Annotated in this window: 13 protein-coding genes and 1 pseudogene; 13 read left to right on the plus strand and 1 reads right to left on the minus strand. The window is 35.2% G+C overall.

The features are described from left to right. Positions 1-446: 446 nt before the first annotated feature. Positions 447-1259, minus strand: coding sequence for a SnoaL-like polyketide cyclase (locus ACP6PM_RS04665; protein ID WP_426582291.1), 813 nt, complete (start codon positions 1257-1259; stop codon positions 447-449). A 558-nt stretch (positions 1260-1817) separates the two neighbouring features. Here ACP6PM_RS04665 and ACP6PM_RS04670 point away from each other — a divergent pair. The 13 genes and pseudogenes from ACP6PM_RS04670 (at position 1818) to ACP6PM_RS04730 (ending at position 19144) form a co-directional block, all read left to right on the plus strand. Further along, positions 1818-3905: a WD40 repeat domain-containing protein gene (locus ACP6PM_RS04670; RefSeq protein WP_426582293.1), complete on the plus strand. Its 2088-nt coding sequence runs from the start codon at positions 1818-1820 to the stop codon at positions 3903-3905. A gap of 379 nt (positions 3906-4284) precedes the next feature. Further along, a complete protein-coding gene (locus ACP6PM_RS04675) occupies positions 4285-4473 on the plus strand; it encodes a hypothetical protein (protein ID WP_426582295.1) in 189 nt (62 codons plus the stop codon). A 734-nt stretch (positions 4474-5207) separates the two neighbouring features. Next, positions 5208-6101 (plus strand): hypothetical protein, encoded by an 894-nt coding sequence (locus ACP6PM_RS04680; protein WP_426582297.1) that lies wholly within the window; start codon positions 5208-5210, stop codon positions 6099-6101. Between the two features lie 1170 nt (positions 6102-7271). Next, complete coding sequence (locus ACP6PM_RS04685) at positions 7272-9350, plus strand: cation:proton antiporter (protein WP_426582299.1); 2079 nt, start codon at positions 7272-7274, stop codon at positions 9348-9350. A gap of 186 nt (positions 9351-9536) precedes the next feature. Further along, complete coding sequence (locus tag ACP6PM_RS04690) at positions 9537-9740, plus strand: hypothetical protein (protein WP_426582301.1); 204 nt, start codon at positions 9537-9539, stop codon at positions 9738-9740. A gap of 508 nt (positions 9741-10248) precedes the next feature. After that, entirely contained in the window at positions 10249-11238 is a 990-nt protein-coding gene (locus tag ACP6PM_RS04695; RefSeq protein ID WP_426582302.1) for a PEP-CTERM sorting domain-containing protein, read from the plus strand. A gap of 10 nt (positions 11239-11248) precedes the next feature. Next, entirely contained in the window at positions 11249-11971 is a 723-nt protein-coding gene (locus ACP6PM_RS04700; protein ID WP_426582304.1) for a DNRLRE domain-containing protein, read from the plus strand. A 145-nt stretch (positions 11972-12116) separates the two neighbouring features. Then, positions 12117-13346, plus strand: coding sequence for a hypothetical protein (locus tag ACP6PM_RS04705; protein ID WP_426582306.1), 1230 nt, complete (start codon positions 12117-12119; stop codon positions 13344-13346). Positions 13347-13475: 129 nt separating this feature from the next. Further along, complete coding sequence (locus ACP6PM_RS04710; RefSeq protein ID WP_426582308.1) at positions 13476-14153, plus strand: PEP-CTERM sorting domain-containing protein; 678 nt, start codon at positions 13476-13478, stop codon at positions 14151-14153. Between the two features lie 50 nt (positions 14154-14203). Next, positions 14204-14821 carry a PEP-CTERM sorting domain-containing protein gene (locus tag ACP6PM_RS04715; protein WP_426582310.1) on the plus strand — a complete coding sequence of 206 codons (618 nt, stop codon included), beginning with the start codon at positions 14204-14206 and terminating at the stop codon, positions 14819-14821. A gap of 346 nt (positions 14822-15167) precedes the next feature. Next, a pseudogene (locus ACP6PM_RS04720) lies at positions 15168-16409 on the plus strand (cation:proton antiporter); the annotation flags it as partial. Positions 16410-17441: 1032 nt separating this feature from the next. Beyond that, positions 17442-17660 (plus strand): NfeD family protein, encoded by a 219-nt coding sequence (locus ACP6PM_RS04725; protein ID WP_426582312.1) that lies wholly within the window; start codon positions 17442-17444, stop codon positions 17658-17660. A 1304-nt stretch (positions 17661-18964) separates the two neighbouring features. After that, positions 18965-19144: a hypothetical protein gene (locus ACP6PM_RS04730; protein WP_426582314.1), complete on the plus strand. Its 180-nt coding sequence runs from the start codon at positions 18965-18967 to the stop codon at positions 19142-19144. Positions 19145-19192 lie beyond the last annotated feature (48 nt).

The raw sequence follows: 19192 nt of genomic DNA on the forward strand, positions 1-19192 counted from the left end.
AGTTGAATAAAAAGTCATGCGTATGGGCGAGCGACTCCAGATAGTTTTTATGATATCAGAATTTTTGTAAGGATGCAACCAAAAATCTTTTGACGCGCCGATTTTTTTTCAGGAGCTTCAGAGAATGAGAATGTTTGTGCTTTTCTACTGAGGAACGATGGATGAAAAGATTTGATAACGGGAAAAGTCTGATTCTAATCTGAAAAGTAAGGGAGTAGGGGAATATTTTTCAATCTTTTCGGTGTATTGCCTCTATTCAACTGCCGACTATAACTCAAAAATTTAATCGCGGACAAGGATACTAAATGAGTTCTATAAACCTCTTGCAAAATTTTTAATTAAACCAACTCAAGATATAGAATCAACAATTTGATCCCCCCTATTCCCTCAATACCTATTTCCTATTCCCTGACTTTTGCAAGAAGTCTTATAAGTCGGATTTAGTATTACTGCATAAAAGCTGCAAAAGGACAGCGACTTACTGGTGAATTAGAGACTTTTGGATTTTTTTTCAACGGCAAAAAGTTTTTGATAAAACCCATAAATTTCTGTTGTAAGGGATTAGAAGTTTTTGTTTCTCCAGATGATTTTTGTTGCTTTTCAGTAATAGCTTTACCACCGGATGTTAGGCTATCTAAAAATTTTGTATTGTCATAATAGTGTTCTAATGAAAGAATCTTTAAATCATCACTAACTTTGACAATACTTATGCCAATAACTTCAATTGTCTCTCCTGTAGAGAGATAATCCTTATAATTTCCTCGAAAATGTCCCCAATGTCTCCATTTAACAACAATTGTTGGTGGTGGAGAATAAACCTCTACGACTTCCCATAAAAAACCTTCGGGAAATGCAGTATGAAAGAGATTTGTGGAGGTTTCAAAAGTTTCTTCTGAGGCTTGATAATGTTGAGTATTACCAATCAACAATTTGTAAGTACCTGAGTCGATTAAATCTTGTAATTGATAATTAGTTCCACCGTTTGTACTCATGCGGAATTTATCTTGAACTACAGTTAACCAATCTTGAGGATTTGTTTTGAAATTTGCCTCAATATCGAATGTTCGTACTAAGTTTTGTACAATCGATTCAAGAGAGTTTTCTGGGTGGTTGTACTTACTTTCTCTGACTAGATTTTTAGCAGAAGTAGTGTAATTTGGTGCTGCCCCATTACGCCATTCTACGTTCTGACTGGATTTTAAGACTTTCTCTCTATCTTGAACCCATAATGGTAGATTATCAGTGTTAATTTGAGTCATTATTTACCTCGTGTAAACTATTAGTTAATAGGGGTTGGTGAATGATTGTATGATTTTTAGTAGTCAGTAGTCAGTAGTTAAAAAAGTTTTTTTCTGACTATTAATCTGATACAAAAATAGATTGGAAAAATAACCATTAACTGGAAAATATTTTTAGTAGGGGTGAAAAGGGAATCACCCGTACAGTAGTCAGTAGTTAAAATTGTTTTTTCCTGACTATTAATCTGATTCTGATACAAATTTCATACCTGATTTTACGAATACCAGTTAATACAGAAATAGATTGGCAAAATAATCATTAACTGGAAAATATTTTTAGTAGGGGCGAAAAGGGAATCACCCGTTTTATCTAATGGAGAGGAAACAGATTTAGGGAAAAATATTACTCTCATAATTAATAAGTTAGTTGAATATCTTAAAAATCGACGTTGTTTATTAATTCTTGATAATGTTGATACTATTTTTTCAGAGGGTAATTATGCTGGTAATTATCTGGAAGGATATGAGGGTTATGGTGAATTTTTTCAAAAAGTAGGGGAAACAAATCATCAATGTTGTTTGCTAATTACTTCTAGAGAAAAGCCAAAGGAAATTGCTGCTATTGAAGGTAAAGAATTACCTGTTCGTTCATTACAAATTAGTGGTTTGGGTATTTCAGAAATTAAGGAAATTTTTAAAGCTAAAGGAATTGTTGATGCTAGAGATTCAGATTTACAAGAGTTGATTAATAATTATGGTGGTAATCCTTTATATCTTGAAGTTATCGCAACTACTATATTGGATTTATTCGATGGTAATGTTGATGATTTTCTGGCTGAAAGTACAACAGTATTTGGCGATATTTGTAATCTTATTAACCAACAATTTCAGCATTTATCACAATTAGAAAAATCTCTATTATATTGGTTAGCTATCAATAGAGACCCTGTAGCGATCACTAAGTTAAAAAATGATTTATTGTCACCGAAGTTTGAAAATAGGAATGAATCTTCTCTGGAATTAACACAAATTAATCAATTTAATTTACTAGAAATACTAGATTCATTACATCGTCGTTCTCTAATTGAAAAAACTAGAAATGATATTAACGATAGCTCGACATTTTCACTACAACCAGTAGTTATGGAATATGTAACTATAAATTTAATCGACAAAATATCTAGGGAAATTATCTGTGGAGAAATTTCACTACTTCAAAGTCATGTTTTGCTCAAAGCTACGGCAGCGGATTATATTCAAGAAATACAAAAACGTCTAATTATTACGCCAATTATCGAACGTTTAGAAACGACTTTAGGTAATAAGGAGGAAATTGAGAGTTATTTGATGAAAATACTCGATCGCTTCCGCAAAAAATCTCCATCTTTTACTGGATATGTTGGGGGAAATATTATCAATATACTATCTAACTTATCTGTAAAAATTAGTGACAAAGATTTCTCCGAGCTAACTATTTGCCAAGGAAATTTACAAGGGATAACTTTAAACAATGTCAATTTTACGAATAGTAATTTTGCCAAAACAACTTTTACTGACACCTTTGGTATTATTTTTAGTCTCGCTTTTAGTCCGAGTGGAGAATTTTTAGTTACGGGAAGTATTGATGGTGAGGTTTGTTTGTGGCAATGGCGAGAAAATCGACAACTTTTTAAACATCAAGAACATACAACTATCCTTGATTCTATTACTTTTAGTCCTGATAATCAAAAAATAGCTAGTTCTAGCAGAAATAGAAATATAAAAATCTGGGATATTGCTACAGGAAAATGTATTTCTACTTTAAATTTACCCGATAATCAGACAGTAAAAAAAATTGTCTTTAATTTAGATGGAAGTCAGTTATTTGGTTACTCAGAAAAACAAATAATATTTTGGAATTTAGAAACTGGTAATTCAGATATATTGATTGAGTCAGAGAGTCGTATTTCTGCCTTAAGTCTTTCCCCTAAAACAGGTCTTTTAACTTTTGGTTGTGAAAATGGTGTAGTTTATTTGTGGGATATAAATACAAAAACAGTTATTAATAGTTTTGACACAAATAGTGGCGTAATTTTATCAGTCAAAATTATCGATAATAATCAGATTTTAGCTTCTAGTTTAGAAAATAAAACTGTAAAAATTTGGGATATACATAATTGTCAATGTTTAAATACATTCAAATCTCAGAGCTATCATATTTCCTTGATTGATATTAGTATTAATGGTAAAAATTTGGCTACTGGTAGTGGAGAAAAAATTGTTAAAGTCTGGAATATTCAGACAGGTTTATATTTACAAAATTCAGAAGGGCATCTTTCAGAAATTAACGCCATAACTTTTAGTAATAAAAATATATTAGCCACAGCAAGCGTCGATAGAACAATAAAAATCTGGGATATAGCTACAGGTAAATGTCTGAAAACTTTACAAGGTCGTGCAGATTTTGTTCATTCAGTTGTATTTAGTAAAAATAGTCAAATAATTCTTAGTGGCAGTCAACATACAATTAAATTTTGGGATATAAATACTAATCAATGTCTATCTACTTTTTTTGAACATAAAGATTGGCTTTCTTCATTAATTATCAGTCCCCTGTTCCCTGTTCCTTGTTCTCTGTTTCCTATCTCCTTTTTATATTTCTTTTGCAAACAATCTCTTAGAGAATGAAAATAAAACAATTAAGATGTATCTACTAGACAGTGCGAAGTTCTTTGAATAACTATTGCTAGCTAAGGCTTTCAGCAACTCAAGCTTAGAAACTATCCATTCATACCTGTAGGTGCTGTAAGCCCTTTCCAGTAAGACTTTCAGTCAGATAAGCAAATCGTTTTTTAGAAGAACTTTGTACTCTCCAGTGTATCTAGAAAGTGCGAATAATCAAATTTCATCTTTAGTTTTACAACCTAAAAAACATTTATAACAATATCCTGACATTATTTTTGATAGAGAAGAAGTTGTGGAGATGGTAAGACTAGATGATATTTTAGACGAGAAAGAAAACTATAATTTATTGACTATTGATGTGCAGGGATATGAACTATAAGTTTTGAAAGGTAGTCGAGAAACTCTCAAAAATATTAATTATATTTTGACCGAAGTTAACCGAGATGAATTATATAAAAATTCTGCCAGAGTTGAGGAGTTAGATGAATTTCTAGGAGAGTTTAATTTTCAAAGATCTGAAATAAGTTGGGAAGGAGAAACTTGGAGAGATGCTTTTTATCTTAAAAGGTAGTTTTTTATTTTATTTAGTAATAAAAGGTGATGGATGCAAGGCTAAAATTTTCCTGCTGTTAATTTTTTCTGGTACTTTACAAGATGAGATTTTTTTCTAAATTTTAGCGATCGCTTCTATACTTCTTCAAAGGATACCAGGGTCAAACCTTCGTGCCGCTAATTTTTTCTGGTGCTTCACAGGATGAGATTTTTTTCTAAATTTTAGCGATCGCTTCCTGATTTTTGTGAGGAATGCAAGAGTCAAACCTTCCTGCCGTCAATTTTTCCTGGTGCTTCACAAAATGAATATTTGTAGAGGAAATTGAATCTAAACTACTATTTTTCCAAGATACACCTGTTCATATAAACCGAGATTCTCATATAAAGCGAGATTCTATCCTATAGAACCCATTTGCTATCTTGACCTTGATTTATAATTTTGAGGCATAAAGTCGTTTATAGAAATTAGGCAATAGGAGAGTGGAAAAATATTCCAATACTCAAAGATGATAAATATCCGCAGAATATCCACATCTTCTCAATCTATTTTTGGTATATTCTAAAAATTTTAGAGGCACTCTGTCAGTGGATTGAAGCAATAATTGAAAAATACTTTAATACACCCAATCTGCCAATCTCTCAATCTCCCAATCTCCCCCTCTATCTTGATAAGATTGCCAATAAGATGAGAACATCGCCTCCGGAACGACTGTAAGTTGTGATGGAGAAAAAATTAACACAGAAGGATAAATTATGAGCGATTCAATTATCAAATTAGTCAATGACCTACCCACTGGTGGGATTACAGTTTCAGCATTACGCGCTTTAGATTTCGTAGTTCCCAGAGAATGGAATAATTTAGTAGGTTTTGAAAATACAGTTCGTGAAATTACTGGGGAAGAAAAATCCAAAACAATTCAAAAAATTAGCGAACGTGCTTTGTGGATATATAACGATGAATCTCAAGGTTATCAAGACGCTATCTGGACTTACCAAAGTCTAGATAAAGCTGATGCTGCTATGGGTGCCGCAGCAATGGCAAATAAAATTGGTGAAAAAATTTCTTTCCTGAGTTTCTTGAATAAGTTAACCCCATCAGCAGATAAAACTCAAGCAATAGATTTATCCATCAAAATAGTGGCGGAGTTGGTTGCTTTCTGCAAATTGAATGGAATGCCAACAATGGATAGTTTAGGAGATTTTTCCGCAGCTTTGGCAGAAGAATATAGTGGTCCTTCTTTGATGCGAATGGTTGCCTTGGTCTGTTTCGATGGGTTGATTCCTCTAGGACCTGATTTTGTGAATCGCGTAGGAGATATTATTGGGGGTATGAGTTCTGCTGGTCTGCAACAAAATCCTTTATTTCAGAGGGTAAATAATTTGATTCCTGGTGATGGTACTCAGGGTAAACTTGATTTTATTGGTAATAGTTTTGATGCGGTTAGGGGTTGGATGAGTAATTTAGTTTCATCGCGAGGATTAGACCCTCAAATGATTATTAATAGCTTGCAAAATTTTGTAGATATTGCTGATGATAAGTTGGATTATTTGGCAGCATTTATTGATTTGACGACTAATTATTTTGAGCATACTGGTACTCAAACTGTAGCTCGTCGTTTGATTCTGCAAGCTGCTGAGGAAGTTTAAAAAAAGTCATTAATCAAAGTAGGTTGGGTTGAGGAAACGAAACCCAACATTACATTATTATTGTTTTTGTTGGGTTGCGCGATCGCTTAACCTAACCTACTGGACTGACACAGCTAAAACTCTGCAAAGCGCTTTTTCCGTATAATTCTTGTTATGCCATGGTTTGAGCATTTTTTTCTAATGCAACATTTAAGGTGTGTCAGTCCACTACGATGTATTTTAGTTGAATAAAAAGTCATTTGTAGGTAAGAACAACCACTATTAATTACATACTACTATGATTTTTTTCCGATGCAAGGGGAAATTCCTTTCGTCGCCGACTTTTAGGGAAATATGGCTTTTTTGGCCTAATTTATTTGAGTATATATGAGCGTACCTTTTCCATTATATTTATAGTACCATGTCAAGTTTTCTTGTCAACCCTCTTTTTCTGTTATTAGTTTTTACCGAATAATCAAGGTTTAAATCCTCTCCTTTAAAGGAGAAACAAGCGGTCGTTTGCGGAGCATGACCTGGTAGATGGGATGGCGCACTTCGGAGCGGCTCTGCAAGAGCGGGAGACCTCGCCATATCCAATCGACCAAGAGAAGAAAAAATTTTCATGATTAGTCAATCCTATCCGTTTTCAAGGAGAGGTAATTGTTAATTATTAATTATTAATTATTAATTGTTGAAGAGGCATGACAGTGGGAGGTTCTTGCTCTTGTCCTTGGTATTTTTTCTGTTATCAGTTTTTGAATCTCTGAAATAATTGAGATTGCTTCCCTCCACTCCGTTCCGGTCACAATGACATTATTACTTATTCCGAATTCCTCGTATACTGCCTAGCAGGGAAATATGGTTTTTTTGGTCTAATTTATTTGAGTATATATGAGCGCACTTTTTCCATTATATTTATAATACCATGTCAAGTTTTTTTGTCAAGCCCCTTTTTTTCAGTATTCAGTATTCAGCTAGTAGTAGGACTTTGAGTAATAAAATAAATATTTAATGGGCTAAAGCCCTACTACAAACAAAATAAATTTCAACAATTAGTAAAGCTTTTATCTAGAACTAAAAGCAATAGTTGATAGCTGAGTGCTGAATGCTTACCTTCTTTTTTATTCAATTGTTACTACTTACTATAAAGTAGAGAGAATAGGATATTTTTTTTATTAGGGGATAACAAAGTTGCTTTCACAAAATCCGATTGTTACATTTACGATTCTTTTATTAGTAATTCTCACTCTTCCACCTCTGTTTGAACGTCTCAGACTTCCTGGATTAGTGGGCTTATTAGTAGCAGGAATTATTTTAGGTGGAGATGGATTAAATTTACTCGACCCAGAAACAGAAACGATGAAATTATTATCAGATATTGGAAAGGTTTATCTGATGTTTGTCGCGGGATTAGAAATTGATTTAATAGAATTTAAAAAAAATCAAGACCGCTCTCTTGGTTTTGGCATTGCTACATTTTTATTCCCACTTATTACTGGTACATTAATTGCCAAAATATTTGGTTTGGGTTGGAATGGTGCGATTTTAACTGGTTCTTTACTTGCTTCTCATACTCTCTTGGGTTATCCCATTGTTCAGCAGTTGGGTGTAGTGGGAAATCAAGCGATTACTGTTACTATTGGGGCGACTATTTTTACTGATATTGCTGCTTTATTAGTCTTAGCAATTTGTGTGTCGATTAATGCTGGTAATTTTTCGGTAATTAGTTTGGCAATTCAATTGGGAAGTTTGGCTATTTATGCGGGGATAATTCTTTGGGGTTTTCAATGGGTGGGTAAACAATTTTTCCGGCGCACGACTAATCAAGAAAGTAATCAATTCTTATTTGTTTTGTTGGTTGTATTTATTGCTGCTTTGGGTGCAACATTGATTAATGTCGATCAAATTGTTGGTGCTTTTCTGGCAGGTTTAGCGATTAATGATGTAGTGGGGAAAAGTCCGGTTAAGGAAAAAATAGAGTTTGTTGGGAGTGTTTTATTTATTCCCTGTTTTTTTGTTGATATGGGATTATTGCTGGATATGTCGGCTTTTGTCAATACTTTTTTAACTAGCTTTGAATTAACTTTATCTATTATTTTTGGTTTGCTTGGGAGTAAATTTTTGGCTGCGTTTTTGGCAAAAAAGATTTATAAATATAATTGGCATGAAACGATGAGTATGTGGTCTCTATCAATGCCACAGGTGGCTGCTACTTTGGCTGCTGCATTGGTGGGTTTGCAAGTAGGAATTTTGCCAGAGGTAATATTTAATAGTGTAATTTTTTTGATGTTGGTGACTTCTATTTTAGGTCCGATTCTTACTGCTAGGTTTGCGAGTAAAATTTCTTTACCAGAGGTGGATTTTACATCGGATAATTCTTTGATTTGGTGGGAAACTCATCAGCAAATTATAGATGGTTTTACAGAGACGGTTGATGGAGTTATTAACCATAAATTTGTGGTATTAGTGCCAGTATATTTTTCTTCAGAACAAACAAAATATTTAATTGAAATGGCAGCAATGTTGGCAAAGCATGAGGGAGGTTTAATGATTCCTTTATCTATAGTTAAAGGTTACGTCAATATGGATTCTCCTCAGTTAAACTTGGCTTTACAACAAAGCAGTCAAAGGTTAACTCCTGCTTTAGAAATTAGTCAAAATTTAGAAATTGAAGCTACTCCAGAAATCCGAATTTATGATGATTTTGCTAAAGGTGTTAGTCGCACAGCACGGGAAAAAAATTCTAGTTTGATTGTTATGGGTTGGCACAATACTACTGGTATTAAAGCTCGTTTATTTGGGAATATAATAGACCGGGTATTTTGGTCTGCTCATTGTCCGGTAGCTGTGGTACGTTTGTTGGAAAAGCCGATTAATATTCATCGGATTTTAGTACCTGTTAAAAACATTACCCCCCAAGCATTACGAACTGTACGTTTTGCGCAACTTTTTGCTGATACTAATCAAGCTTCCGTAACTATACTTCATGTATGCGATCGCCAGACTTCTAAAGAACAAATTACTAAGTTTCATTCCCAACTTTCTCTGCTTATTTCTCAAGGAAAAACTCAGGTAAAGTCTAGAATTAAAATTATTCGTTATGATGATGTTGCTCCTGTAATTAGTAAAGCAGCAAAATCATATCAATTAGTAGTATTACGCTCCATGCGACGACGTACCGCAGCAGGATTATCTGTTAGTGATGTTACTACTAAAGTTCTGGCAGAAATTACTTGTTCAGTAGTTATATTTGGAGAGCCTTATTCTTGATTTGAAGGAACAGTGAATAGGAAACAGTAATAAAGTTTGATAGAGTTGTTGTTAATTTTTATATCATGTCTGGTTGAATATTTAATAAATAGACATCTCCAGAAAAGAGGGAACACTTAACTGGGAACAGGGGGGAGTAATTGATAATTTATGGATAAGAATTGATTTTATTTTTCATTTTTGGAGATGTCTAATGCAAACATTGATTGGCGATCGCAGGATTTGGTGTCAACCATAATGCTATGGAATAGTATTTTGTCTTTAGTTACATTTTATGCTTTTGTAAGTGAAGCGAAACGAAATCAGGACTTACGCATGAGGTACGAAAAACTAGGATTTGAGATTGCTTCCCTGTCGGTAACAATGACGAAAATACCTTGTACTACCTAAGTCCTATAAATAGGGCTGGCTGAATAAAAGTGTAATAAATGCCAGCTCAGGCTTACAGGGTTTTGGCAAAATTGAAAAAGTGCCTGGTTTTTGGCTCAAGTAGTCTCAAAATGCAAAGATTTTTCCCCTGACAAGGCCGAAAATTTGTATGAGTATTTTTGACTTAATTAATTAAAATAAATTCTTAATAAAAAGATGAGTCTTAAATTTATATTATCTAAAAATTTTTATCGTCTAATACAAAGTCCAGTTATTTTATACTGTTTAGCCTATCCACCAATCTATTAGACAAAGACTTCGGCTTTTATAAATACCCTGTTACTAAAACGGATTTGGTCTGAATTGTAATGATTTGACGATTTGAATTTATAGATAAAAACAGTATTTTTAATATTTTCTTAAAATTTTAGGGTTGACTTTTATTGAAAACCTTGCTAAATTACGATAAATTAATAAATGCAATAAATTCCTAATAAGTAAAAGCTCGATGTTCAGAGAAACTCAACTGATGCTAAAATCTTTTTCTCATTTACTTTTTGGCAGTTTGACCATCCTAGGAACAATAGGAAGCGCTAACTTAGCTCAAGGAGCGCAGTTGTTAATGATTCCCGACTCCCTAAACGATAGTATTCTTTTGTTTGATTCCTATGATGGAGCTTTAGTCGATGACAACTTTATTGATGGAGCAGGAATTTTTCAAACTCCCCTTAACGCTATCCAAGTTAATAATGAAATCTGGGTAAGCGATCAACTTGCTGACTCTATCTTTCGTTTCAATTTGACAGGTAAACTATTAAGTACGATTAGTGGTGGGCTAGATAATATTCGGGGAATGGTTTTCATTGGCGATCGCGTTTATGTAACTAATGCTGGAACAAATAACAATGCACCGGGAAGAGGAATTATTACTTTTGACACCAATGGCAATAATTTAGGCTTTTTTGCTACAGGTTCTCCATACGATGTACTTTTTTACAATGGGGAATTATTAATTAGTAATGTTGCCGATGAAAATCTCGAACGTTATAGTTTGGATGGGGTGTTTTTAGCAACATTTCACGATTCTGATGGTGTAACAGGAATAGATTTTCCCCAACAACTAGCGACCCGTGGCGATAGTAATGTTTTGGCTGCTGGCTTTTCCAACCCTGCGGGAATTTATGAATATGATTCTGATGGCACTCAAATTGGTTTCTATACCAGTGCTGAGGGAGTAGCGAATAGAGGTATTAGGGGAGTTTATGAATTAGGTAATGGCAATATCTTATGGACTGGTGGAGATGGTGTTGTTTCTACTAATTTAACCGTTGGAACTCGCGAATTTGGTAGTTTTACAGATATTTATACTCGGCAGTCTTTGGGGTGTACGAATGCCTGTGTTAGTGCTAGATTTATAGATCCACTTCAAGTTCCCGAACCAGGCTCAATTTTTGGGCTGTTAACATTCGGTTTTTTAGGAGCAAGTTCATTTTTAAAAGGCAAATCTTATCAAAAATAAGGAGTTTAAAATGTTGACAAAAAAATTATTTGTAGGTGTGAGTTTAGCAACTGTAACAGTTCTCAGCTTTCAGTCTCGAGCTAATGCAGATACAATAAATATTTTAGCTGACGATGCTTACTATACCTTCCGGGAAGAAGTCAGCGCTAACAGTGATTTTCGACTTTTAGTAGATAAAGCAACAACTATCGGTTTAAGTCCTCAAGATACCTTTTCTTTCTTAAAGTTCGATTCAGATGACTTTTCCTCATTAGCAGGCAAGAATTATCAAGCCATTCTCACGCTTGAGCAGGATACAAGTTTAGCTAGTTTCTTAATCCCTGCCACTGATGCTAACCCACTGAATGTTAGCGTCTACAACTTGACAGCTGCTTTTGATGATATCAACGGCAATATTGCTGATATTGACTACGGTGTGGGCGGTGGTAATGCGTTCGCTGATACTGCTGTGGGAGATAACGGTATATATAGTTGGGATATTAGTTCCTTAGTAAACACTTGGATCGAGTCTCCTGAAACTAATAATGGAATAGCCTTAAGTGGTTTATTTGGTAATGTCGATACCAACGGCCGCAATAGCTATGGAATTTTCTATACTGTTGGCGCCACCGAAGGTCTGGCTCCAACTTTGACACTTACTCGTGTTCCTGAACCTACTTCAATTTTGGGACTGTTGGCATTTGGCTTTCTGGGAGCAGGTTCGGTATTAAAAGAGAAATCTGCTAAAAATTAGGAAATTTTTTTCCATATAGGACTTACGCAGTAATTCTACCTGTAGGGTGAATTGCAACGCACCTTACACTACACCAATCGTATCAAAGAGAATTTTGCGTAAGTCCTGCCATATTCATTGTGAGTTAACTTTTTAGTAGAAATTAATGCAGTACAAAAAAATAAGTCTAAAAATTCTTTTAGTATCTTGTACTTTTGCAAGTAGCTTGGTGACTGTTTCTCCAGTATATGGAGCCTCTTTCGGTGGTATTTTTGTAGCAGATCAAACCCTAGATGGAATTTACTTTACCCAAGATTTTAATGGTGATGGTGATGCCAATGATACTGGTGAAGTATCAGTCTATTTTGATGATACAAACGCCTCTGGTTTCGCTAATCCTACTGGCAATGTCTTCACAATACTACAGTCAAATAGTGGGTTTCTTTATTACGGTGACGGGAACACAGATTCAGTCTATCGACTGCTTGACTCAAACAACAATGGTAACGCTCTCGATGCTGGAGAAGCAAGTGTTTGGTTTTCAGCGACGGATAATGCTAGTGGACTGCCTCTGTTAACTCCTAATGGACTAGGAGAAGATAACAGTGGAGCAATTTATATAGTTGCAGCAGACACCGTCGGTACGCCGAATGGAGACTTTGTGTATCGCACCATTGACCTAAATAATGACGGTGATGCAAACGATATGGGAGAAGCAAGTATCTGGCTCGACCTGAAAGCTCTCAACCCAGCCTCATCTGCTTTTGAAATCGCTTTTATCGATGACGTAGCCTTTATATCAGATACAGCAGGAGGAAGTCCGAGAGTTTACCGAGCTGAAGATATCAATAATGATAACGTAATCGACCCTCTAACAGAAGTCAAGATTTTCATTGATGATACTAACCCATTTGGCATCGGAACATTTTATTTTGGCTTTGATTCAGATAGCAGCAGTTTATATGGCTTAGATTTATTTAGTGATTCTATCTTCCGTTTAACAGATGAAAATGACAGTGGAAGTATAGATTTGGCATCAGAAGCATTAAAAGTGTGGGAGCCTAGCAATATTCCGACAGGTTTCGATTTTGGCGCCGGAGCATTCTCTGTTGCCACAGGTCCAACTGGAGAATTAAGCATTACTTCCAATGGTTCACAACCTAATGAAGATAACGTATTTCGCCTAATTGACATGAATGGAGATGGGGATTATCTTGATGCAGATGAAACAATTATCTATTCGTCTAGGGAACTCACCGGATTTTTTCCAGTGCGACCACGAGTTGTGGAATATGCCAAAAGTGTTCCAGAGCCAACAACTCTCTTAGGAGTCTTGGGAATAGGAGGTTCTCTAGTAGGTTCAGCTATTCACGGTCTCTCAAAAAAGGTAAATTAAACGGTAGTCCTGTAGATGTAGTGATATTTATAAGTAAACCCTTCTCAGCATAAGGAGTCTAACTAAAAAAATCACTACTTGTACACCACCACCAATTAAACAAGTAAACAAGATTCAAGCTATATACTTATGTCTCATTATTTCAAAACAGCCGTTATTACTCTAAGTACGGCATTAAGCATCCTTATTCCTACCGTAGCTAAGGCTATTACTTTTCAATTTGATTGGACTGGTCAAATTGCTGGCTTTGGAGTTACAGGTTTGTTTAGCTATGACGAAACCCAAAGTTACACTGATGAAATTGTCCGAACCAATGACTTAGATTTTCTCAATGTCTCATTTTTCGATCCTCAAGGCAATCTTTTGAGAACCTATACTGATAATCATTTAGATGCAGGTGTTAACTTCAATTTTGATGCCCAAACAAAGCAGATACTTCAGTCTGGTACTTACTTTGACCAGGACGGAATCAATATTGGAGACGGCTCCAGAAGTGATGGTTTAACATTCTGGTCAAAACCACCTCAAAGTAGTACACCTCACGTCCATGTAGATGATTGGATGGATGAGTTTGGTTTCCCTCTTGGTTTTAGTACCCATGAAGATGTGGCATTTCCGACTCGAACTACCCAAGAATTGATTGACACGGGGAGAGTTGGCGAGACCTATGTTGATGAATTAACTAACTTACAAGCAACAGGAGAATTTGCCAAAGTTTCTAGCGTTCCCGAACCAGCAACATTAATAGGAGTAGTAGGTCTGGGAGGGTTCCTTTTGACCTCAACCTTACAGCGTCAGAAACAATAGCAGATTTAGCAAAATAACATTTTATATCAGCTTTATTGAGGAGAATAAGAATGACCATCAAAACTTTAACTATAGTAACAGCAGCGATCGCTAGCAGTACTTTAAGCCTAGGGCTAGTAAAAGTTAACCCTGCTAAAGCTGCCACCGTCAAATATAATTTCACAGTCAATCTCGATTCAGGCTTTTTCCTAACAGGCTCTCCCGAACTAGATATTGACCCTAACCCTGATTATTACAATGGTCAGTTTAGCTTCGACGATTCAAGTTTGACTAAGGTTGGATTTGAGAGTTTAGGAGTTGATGATGGTTTGTCGATCGCTTTATTTAGCGATCCTCGAATTAATGCCGAAGATGACGAGCGTTACCCAACTTTTCCAACTGTTAACTTCTTCAACGGAGAATTACTCGGTCTAGATTACCATGTAATTTATCATCCTTTTACAGCAGTCGGAGACTTTTCTGGAGATTTTTTCCGCTTTTCTAATGGGGATTTTACTGATGGTTTCGATCCTACCTTTTATACTCCACAAGACGAGCCACGCGACCCCATTCTCGGAAGTGGAACTCTCACATATGAAACTGTTCCTGAACCAGGCACATTAATAGGAATGCTAAGTCTGGGAGGGTGGCTTTTGACCTCAACCTTACAGCGTCGAAAACTACAGTAGATTTTTCTCACAACCGTAACATAGAAAATTTTTTAAATCCTTGCCTCTAACTAGGGCTTGCTGATTAAATATCAAAGCATTTACAGATAAAGGTTTTAGACTTTTTAGGTATTAAAAAAGTAGCTAGTTTTTAGTTCTTTATGCTCAAAAAGGAGCGCATTTTGGGCAAGAGTTGAGCAAAAAAAATTACTCCCCTACTCCCTACTCCCCTGCTATCTTACTCCTACCAAAAGACTTTTTCAGCAAACCCTAACTATTTCTTATGAGGTGAGGATTTTTTATGAGAATTTTCATCTTCAACTAAAGGCTTTGTTAGTATAGGTAGGAAAAATTTCAATAAGAGGTAATTAAGTTGCTGCCCAATACTCCAATTGTTGCCTTCACTATTCTTCTACTGGTTATTTTAACCATTCCGCCAATTTTTGAACGTATTCGACTACCTGGTTTAGTGGGATTATTAGTGGGAGGAGTCGTCCTAGGACCTCATGGTTTACAAATTCTCAGTAGCGATACAGAAACCATGAAATTACTGTCAGATATTGGCAAAATATATCTGATGTTTGTAATCGCTTTAGAAATTGATTTAGAACAATTTAATAAAACTAGAAATCGCTCCATTGGTTTTGGCTTTATCACTTTTTTTATCCCTATTATTGCTGGTATTTTAGTTGGTAGAATTTTTGGCTTTGGCTGGAATGCTTCAATTTTAATTGGTTCTCTTTTTGCTCCTCATACTTTGTTGGGTTATCCCATTGTTAATCGATTAGGAGTGGTTGGCAATGAAGCAGTTACTGTTACTATTGGAGCGACTATATTTACTGATATTGCTGCTTTGTTAATTCTGGCAATTTGTGTATCGGTTAATGCTGGAGAATTTTCTCTTGTTAGTTTGATTATTCAGTTAGGAGAATTAGCGATTTATGCAGTAATTGTTTTATTTGGTTTTAAATGGTTAGGGGAACAATATTTCCGTCGGACTGGGGATGAAGAAGGAAATCAATTTTTATTCATTATGTTGGTTGTGTTTCTGGCTAGTGTGGAAGCACAAATAATTCATGTTGATATTATTGTTGGAGCTTTCCTAGCTGGTATTGCTGTAAATGAAGTTGTGGGAAATGGTCCTGTCAAGGAAAAAGTAGAATTTATTGGCAGTACATTGTTTATTCCTTTTTTCTTTGTTGATATGGGATTAATCTTAGATATTCCGGCTTTTGTTTCAACTATAACTAATGAATTTTTAATGACTTTAGCTATTATTGCTGGCGTAGTTATTAGCAAATTTCTTGCAGCTTTATTAGCCAAACAATTATACAACTATAATTTCCCAGAAACTCTCACGATGTGGTCTCTAACTTTGCCTCATGTTGCTGCTACTTTGGTTGAAGCTTTAGTTGGTTTGAAAGAAGGAATTATCACAGAACCATTTTTCAATGGTGTAATTGTTCTAATGTTAGTAAATTCTATACTCGGACCTTTAACTACAGCTAGATTTGCTCCTTTATTATCTCAACCTTTGAATGTATTTAATGGTGGTAATAAATCTGGAATTTGGTGGGAAACTCAGGAACAGGAATTAGAGACAGAAAATGATGAGCAACATTCTTGGGGAGTAGGGAGTAGGGAGTAGGGAGTAGGGAATAGGGAACAGGGAATAGGGAATAGGGAAGAAAAAATCAAGACAACTACTTGTCAGTTAAAAATCTAGGAATATATGTACCTTTCCACCTCTGGTATATACCAAATTTCAATCTCTTTAAGTACTAACGCTTTTAGATTGTAGTCACTTAGGGAGTAAGGAGTAGGGAAGTTAACGAAGTCAGAAGTCAGAAATCAGAAGTTGTTTTTGTAACGGGGATTAGAGCAACTCTCCAAAAACATTTCGCCTTAAAAAGTGGGGTTGCGCGACCTAATTGTTTTGATAAAGTTAAAAGACAAAAGGCAGAGAAGTTGATGATTTTTGTATTAGATATCTGTTGGAAGTTATATAACCATTTTCTTAAGCTCCTGTAGGGATGTTTCGTGGAATCTCCTTACATTCTTTTTCACCAAATATCTCTGAAATTTTCAATTAATGTTTGGCTCGATAAAGATAAATAGTGTTTGCTGAAAAAGTATTTTTAAGGAGTAGGGGAGTAGGGGAGTAGGAAAGTAGGGAAGTAATTTTTTTGTCTCAACTATTGCCCAAAATGGTAACTTTTTGAGCATAAATAGCTAAAAACTATAGCAATCCTATTTTATTTGTGTATAAAAATCTTACCGCTTTTAGGGAACAGGGAATAGGGAACACTTAACTGGTGGGAGTTTCATTTTTTTTATCTACTTTTTGATTACCCGCAACCTATTTAGGATTGCTATAGGTACTTTTTCAAGACCTAAAAAAGCTCAAACCTTTATCTGTAGATGCTTTTAAATTTAATCAGCAAGTCCTAAATAAGTATATATATCCAAGAAAATAATCTGAGGTGCAAATTAAACAACCTCCGGAAAATCACATAAGCAAAATGTAGTGCTAATTAAGGAGAAAAATTAAGTGTATAAACTTTTCAATATTTTTAAATTACAGGGGCATCAAAGTAGATTAACTGAAACTATATCTATATATATATAAGGAATAATAGTAATGCAGAAATTTCGTTGTGATGCTCCAAAAATGTTTTCTAAGCCTGAAGTTGCTATAGTCGAAGAAAAAATTACTGCTGATGAGCCTGGAAGAGTTAAATTTAAAACTACATATTGGCCTGCTGTGCTTTTTAGAGATTACAGCATGACTCTCTATCCAGGTCAAGAAATTGCTGTTGTCGGTCGTCAGGGAATTACTTTATTAGTACATCCTTTCTAACTGGACTTTGAGATTTTTTACACCAAAAATGGCTTCAAACCCAGTAATAGCATGGGAAATACCTAACTTTATTTAAAATAGCTGAAACCTGGATATATCAAGAAAACGGTTAATTTAAGGTCAAAACATTACTGTATAAGCTTTTGACCTTATTTTTAACCGTTTTTTTCCTAAAGTCCAGCTAAGGGATTTTGGATTATTTAAAATTAATTTAACTCTAACGTTGGGGTTTCAGGCGAAACGCATCTAAATTCTGGAAGATTTTGACAGTTTCAGGACTTACGCAAATTGACTGTCAAACCACCATCTGTAGGGGCGAATGGTATTCGCCCTCACTATATGTAGAGTCTCTGCGTAAGTCCTAAGTTTAATTAACTAGCTATTAGCTTTCAGCATTTAGCTATTAGCTAAAGATCCAAGGGTAACGGTCCCCCACAAGAGGAGCGAAAAAGCGTGTGGTGCGCTTTGCGTGGGGGGGGGGAAATAATTCACAGGGGTAGGTTTTTTACGTTTGATCTAAAAGAAGTGTGGGGAGAGGGGGAAGAGGGGGAGGAGGGGGGAGTTTATAAGTATTTATTGTCTAAAAAAATACATTTTTTTGAGGTTTTTATACTGAATCAAAGGGAGAGATCGCTCCTTTGTTAAAAACCTACCCCTGTAAAGGGGGAAATAATCCCTCATTATACACTGTGAAAAGCTATAGCTGAGTGCTGAATGCTACTTCAATAGACCTCTCCGGAAATAGAGGGAGTAGATAGGGACGTTGCATGCAACGTCCCTACAGAGTAGGGGGAAAGAATTGATGATTTATCCGTATGGGATTATTTGATTTTTGATTATTAGCAGATGTCTAATAATTATAATTACTCTGAAGCATGAAATTCTTGCCCTATAAGCACTTCAAAAATAAGATGCGTTTGCCCTGGTTGGGATTTTTATCTTTTAGATAAACTGGGAATGTGGCGATCGCCTAATTCTATTATAATTGATAAAAAAATCAACTAAAACGTCTCAGTTATTAGCTCAAATTCAGTAGCATCGGTATGATTAAGCCAGAAGGAGGAAAAAGATTGATGTTGACATTTTATTTGCTCTTCTGTATAATAATTTAAATTTACGCAAAATGTCCATAAATTGTGTTTTTTGTAGGGGCAATTCATGAATATCCCCTACATTTAGTGTCTGTTTATCGCTTTTGTCTTACCGATTGTGATGAAGTGTTGGCCTCTTGGCTCTGAATGTTGGTTTGGCAGTAAATTGAGAGTCTGTGTATTAGTCAAAAATAAGGAATAAGGAGAAAATCAATGAAAATGAAACTGAAAAATTTTCTAGGTGCAGCAATACCCGTTATAGCTTTGATATTTCCGATTGTGATGACATTTTTGATAACAGTAGAGCCAGCACTAGCACAAAGAAGCGATCGCAACCTCAAGCAGAACATTACAGATGTTGATGTAGATGATGTACTGGCCTCTTTGCTCTGAATGTTGGTTTGGCAGTAAATTGAGAGTCTGTGTATTAGTCAAAAATAA

The organism is Dapis brunnea BLCC-M229, from assembly GCF_050015995.1.
Taxonomy (GTDB): domain Bacteria; phylum Cyanobacteriota; class Cyanobacteriia; order Cyanobacteriales; family Microcoleaceae; genus Trichodesmium.

Coding starts and splice junctions, on each gene's coding strand:
- ACP6PM_RS04665 (WP_426582291.1), bottom strand. CDS start 1,259: ATGACTCAAATTAACACTGATAATCTACCATTATGGGTTCAAGATAGA.
- ACP6PM_RS04680 (WP_426582297.1), top strand. CDS start 5,208: ATGAGCGATTCAATTATCAAATTAGTCAATGACCTACCCACTGGTGGG.
- ACP6PM_RS04690 (WP_426582301.1), top strand. CDS start 9,537: ATGTCTAATGCAAACATTGATTGGCGATCGCAGGATTTGGTGTCAACC.
- ACP6PM_RS04695 (WP_426582302.1), top strand. CDS start 10,249: ATGCTAAAATCTTTTTCTCATTTACTTTTTGGCAGTTTGACCATCCTA.
- ACP6PM_RS04700 (WP_426582304.1), top strand. CDS start 11,249: ATGTTGACAAAAAAATTATTTGTAGGTGTGAGTTTAGCAACTGTAACA.
- ACP6PM_RS04705 (WP_426582306.1), top strand. CDS start 12,117: ATGCAGTACAAAAAAATAAGTCTAAAAATTCTTTTAGTATCTTGTACT.
- ACP6PM_RS04710 (WP_426582308.1), top strand. CDS start 13,476: ATGTCTCATTATTTCAAAACAGCCGTTATTACTCTAAGTACGGCATTA.
- ACP6PM_RS04715 (WP_426582310.1), top strand. CDS start 14,204: ATGACCATCAAAACTTTAACTATAGTAACAGCAGCGATCGCTAGCAGT.
- ACP6PM_RS04725 (WP_426582312.1), top strand. CDS start 17,442: ATGCAGAAATTTCGTTGTGATGCTCCAAAAATGTTTTCTAAGCCTGAA.
- ACP6PM_RS04730 (WP_426582314.1), top strand. CDS start 18,965: ATGAAAATGAAACTGAAAAATTTTCTAGGTGCAGCAATACCCGTTATA.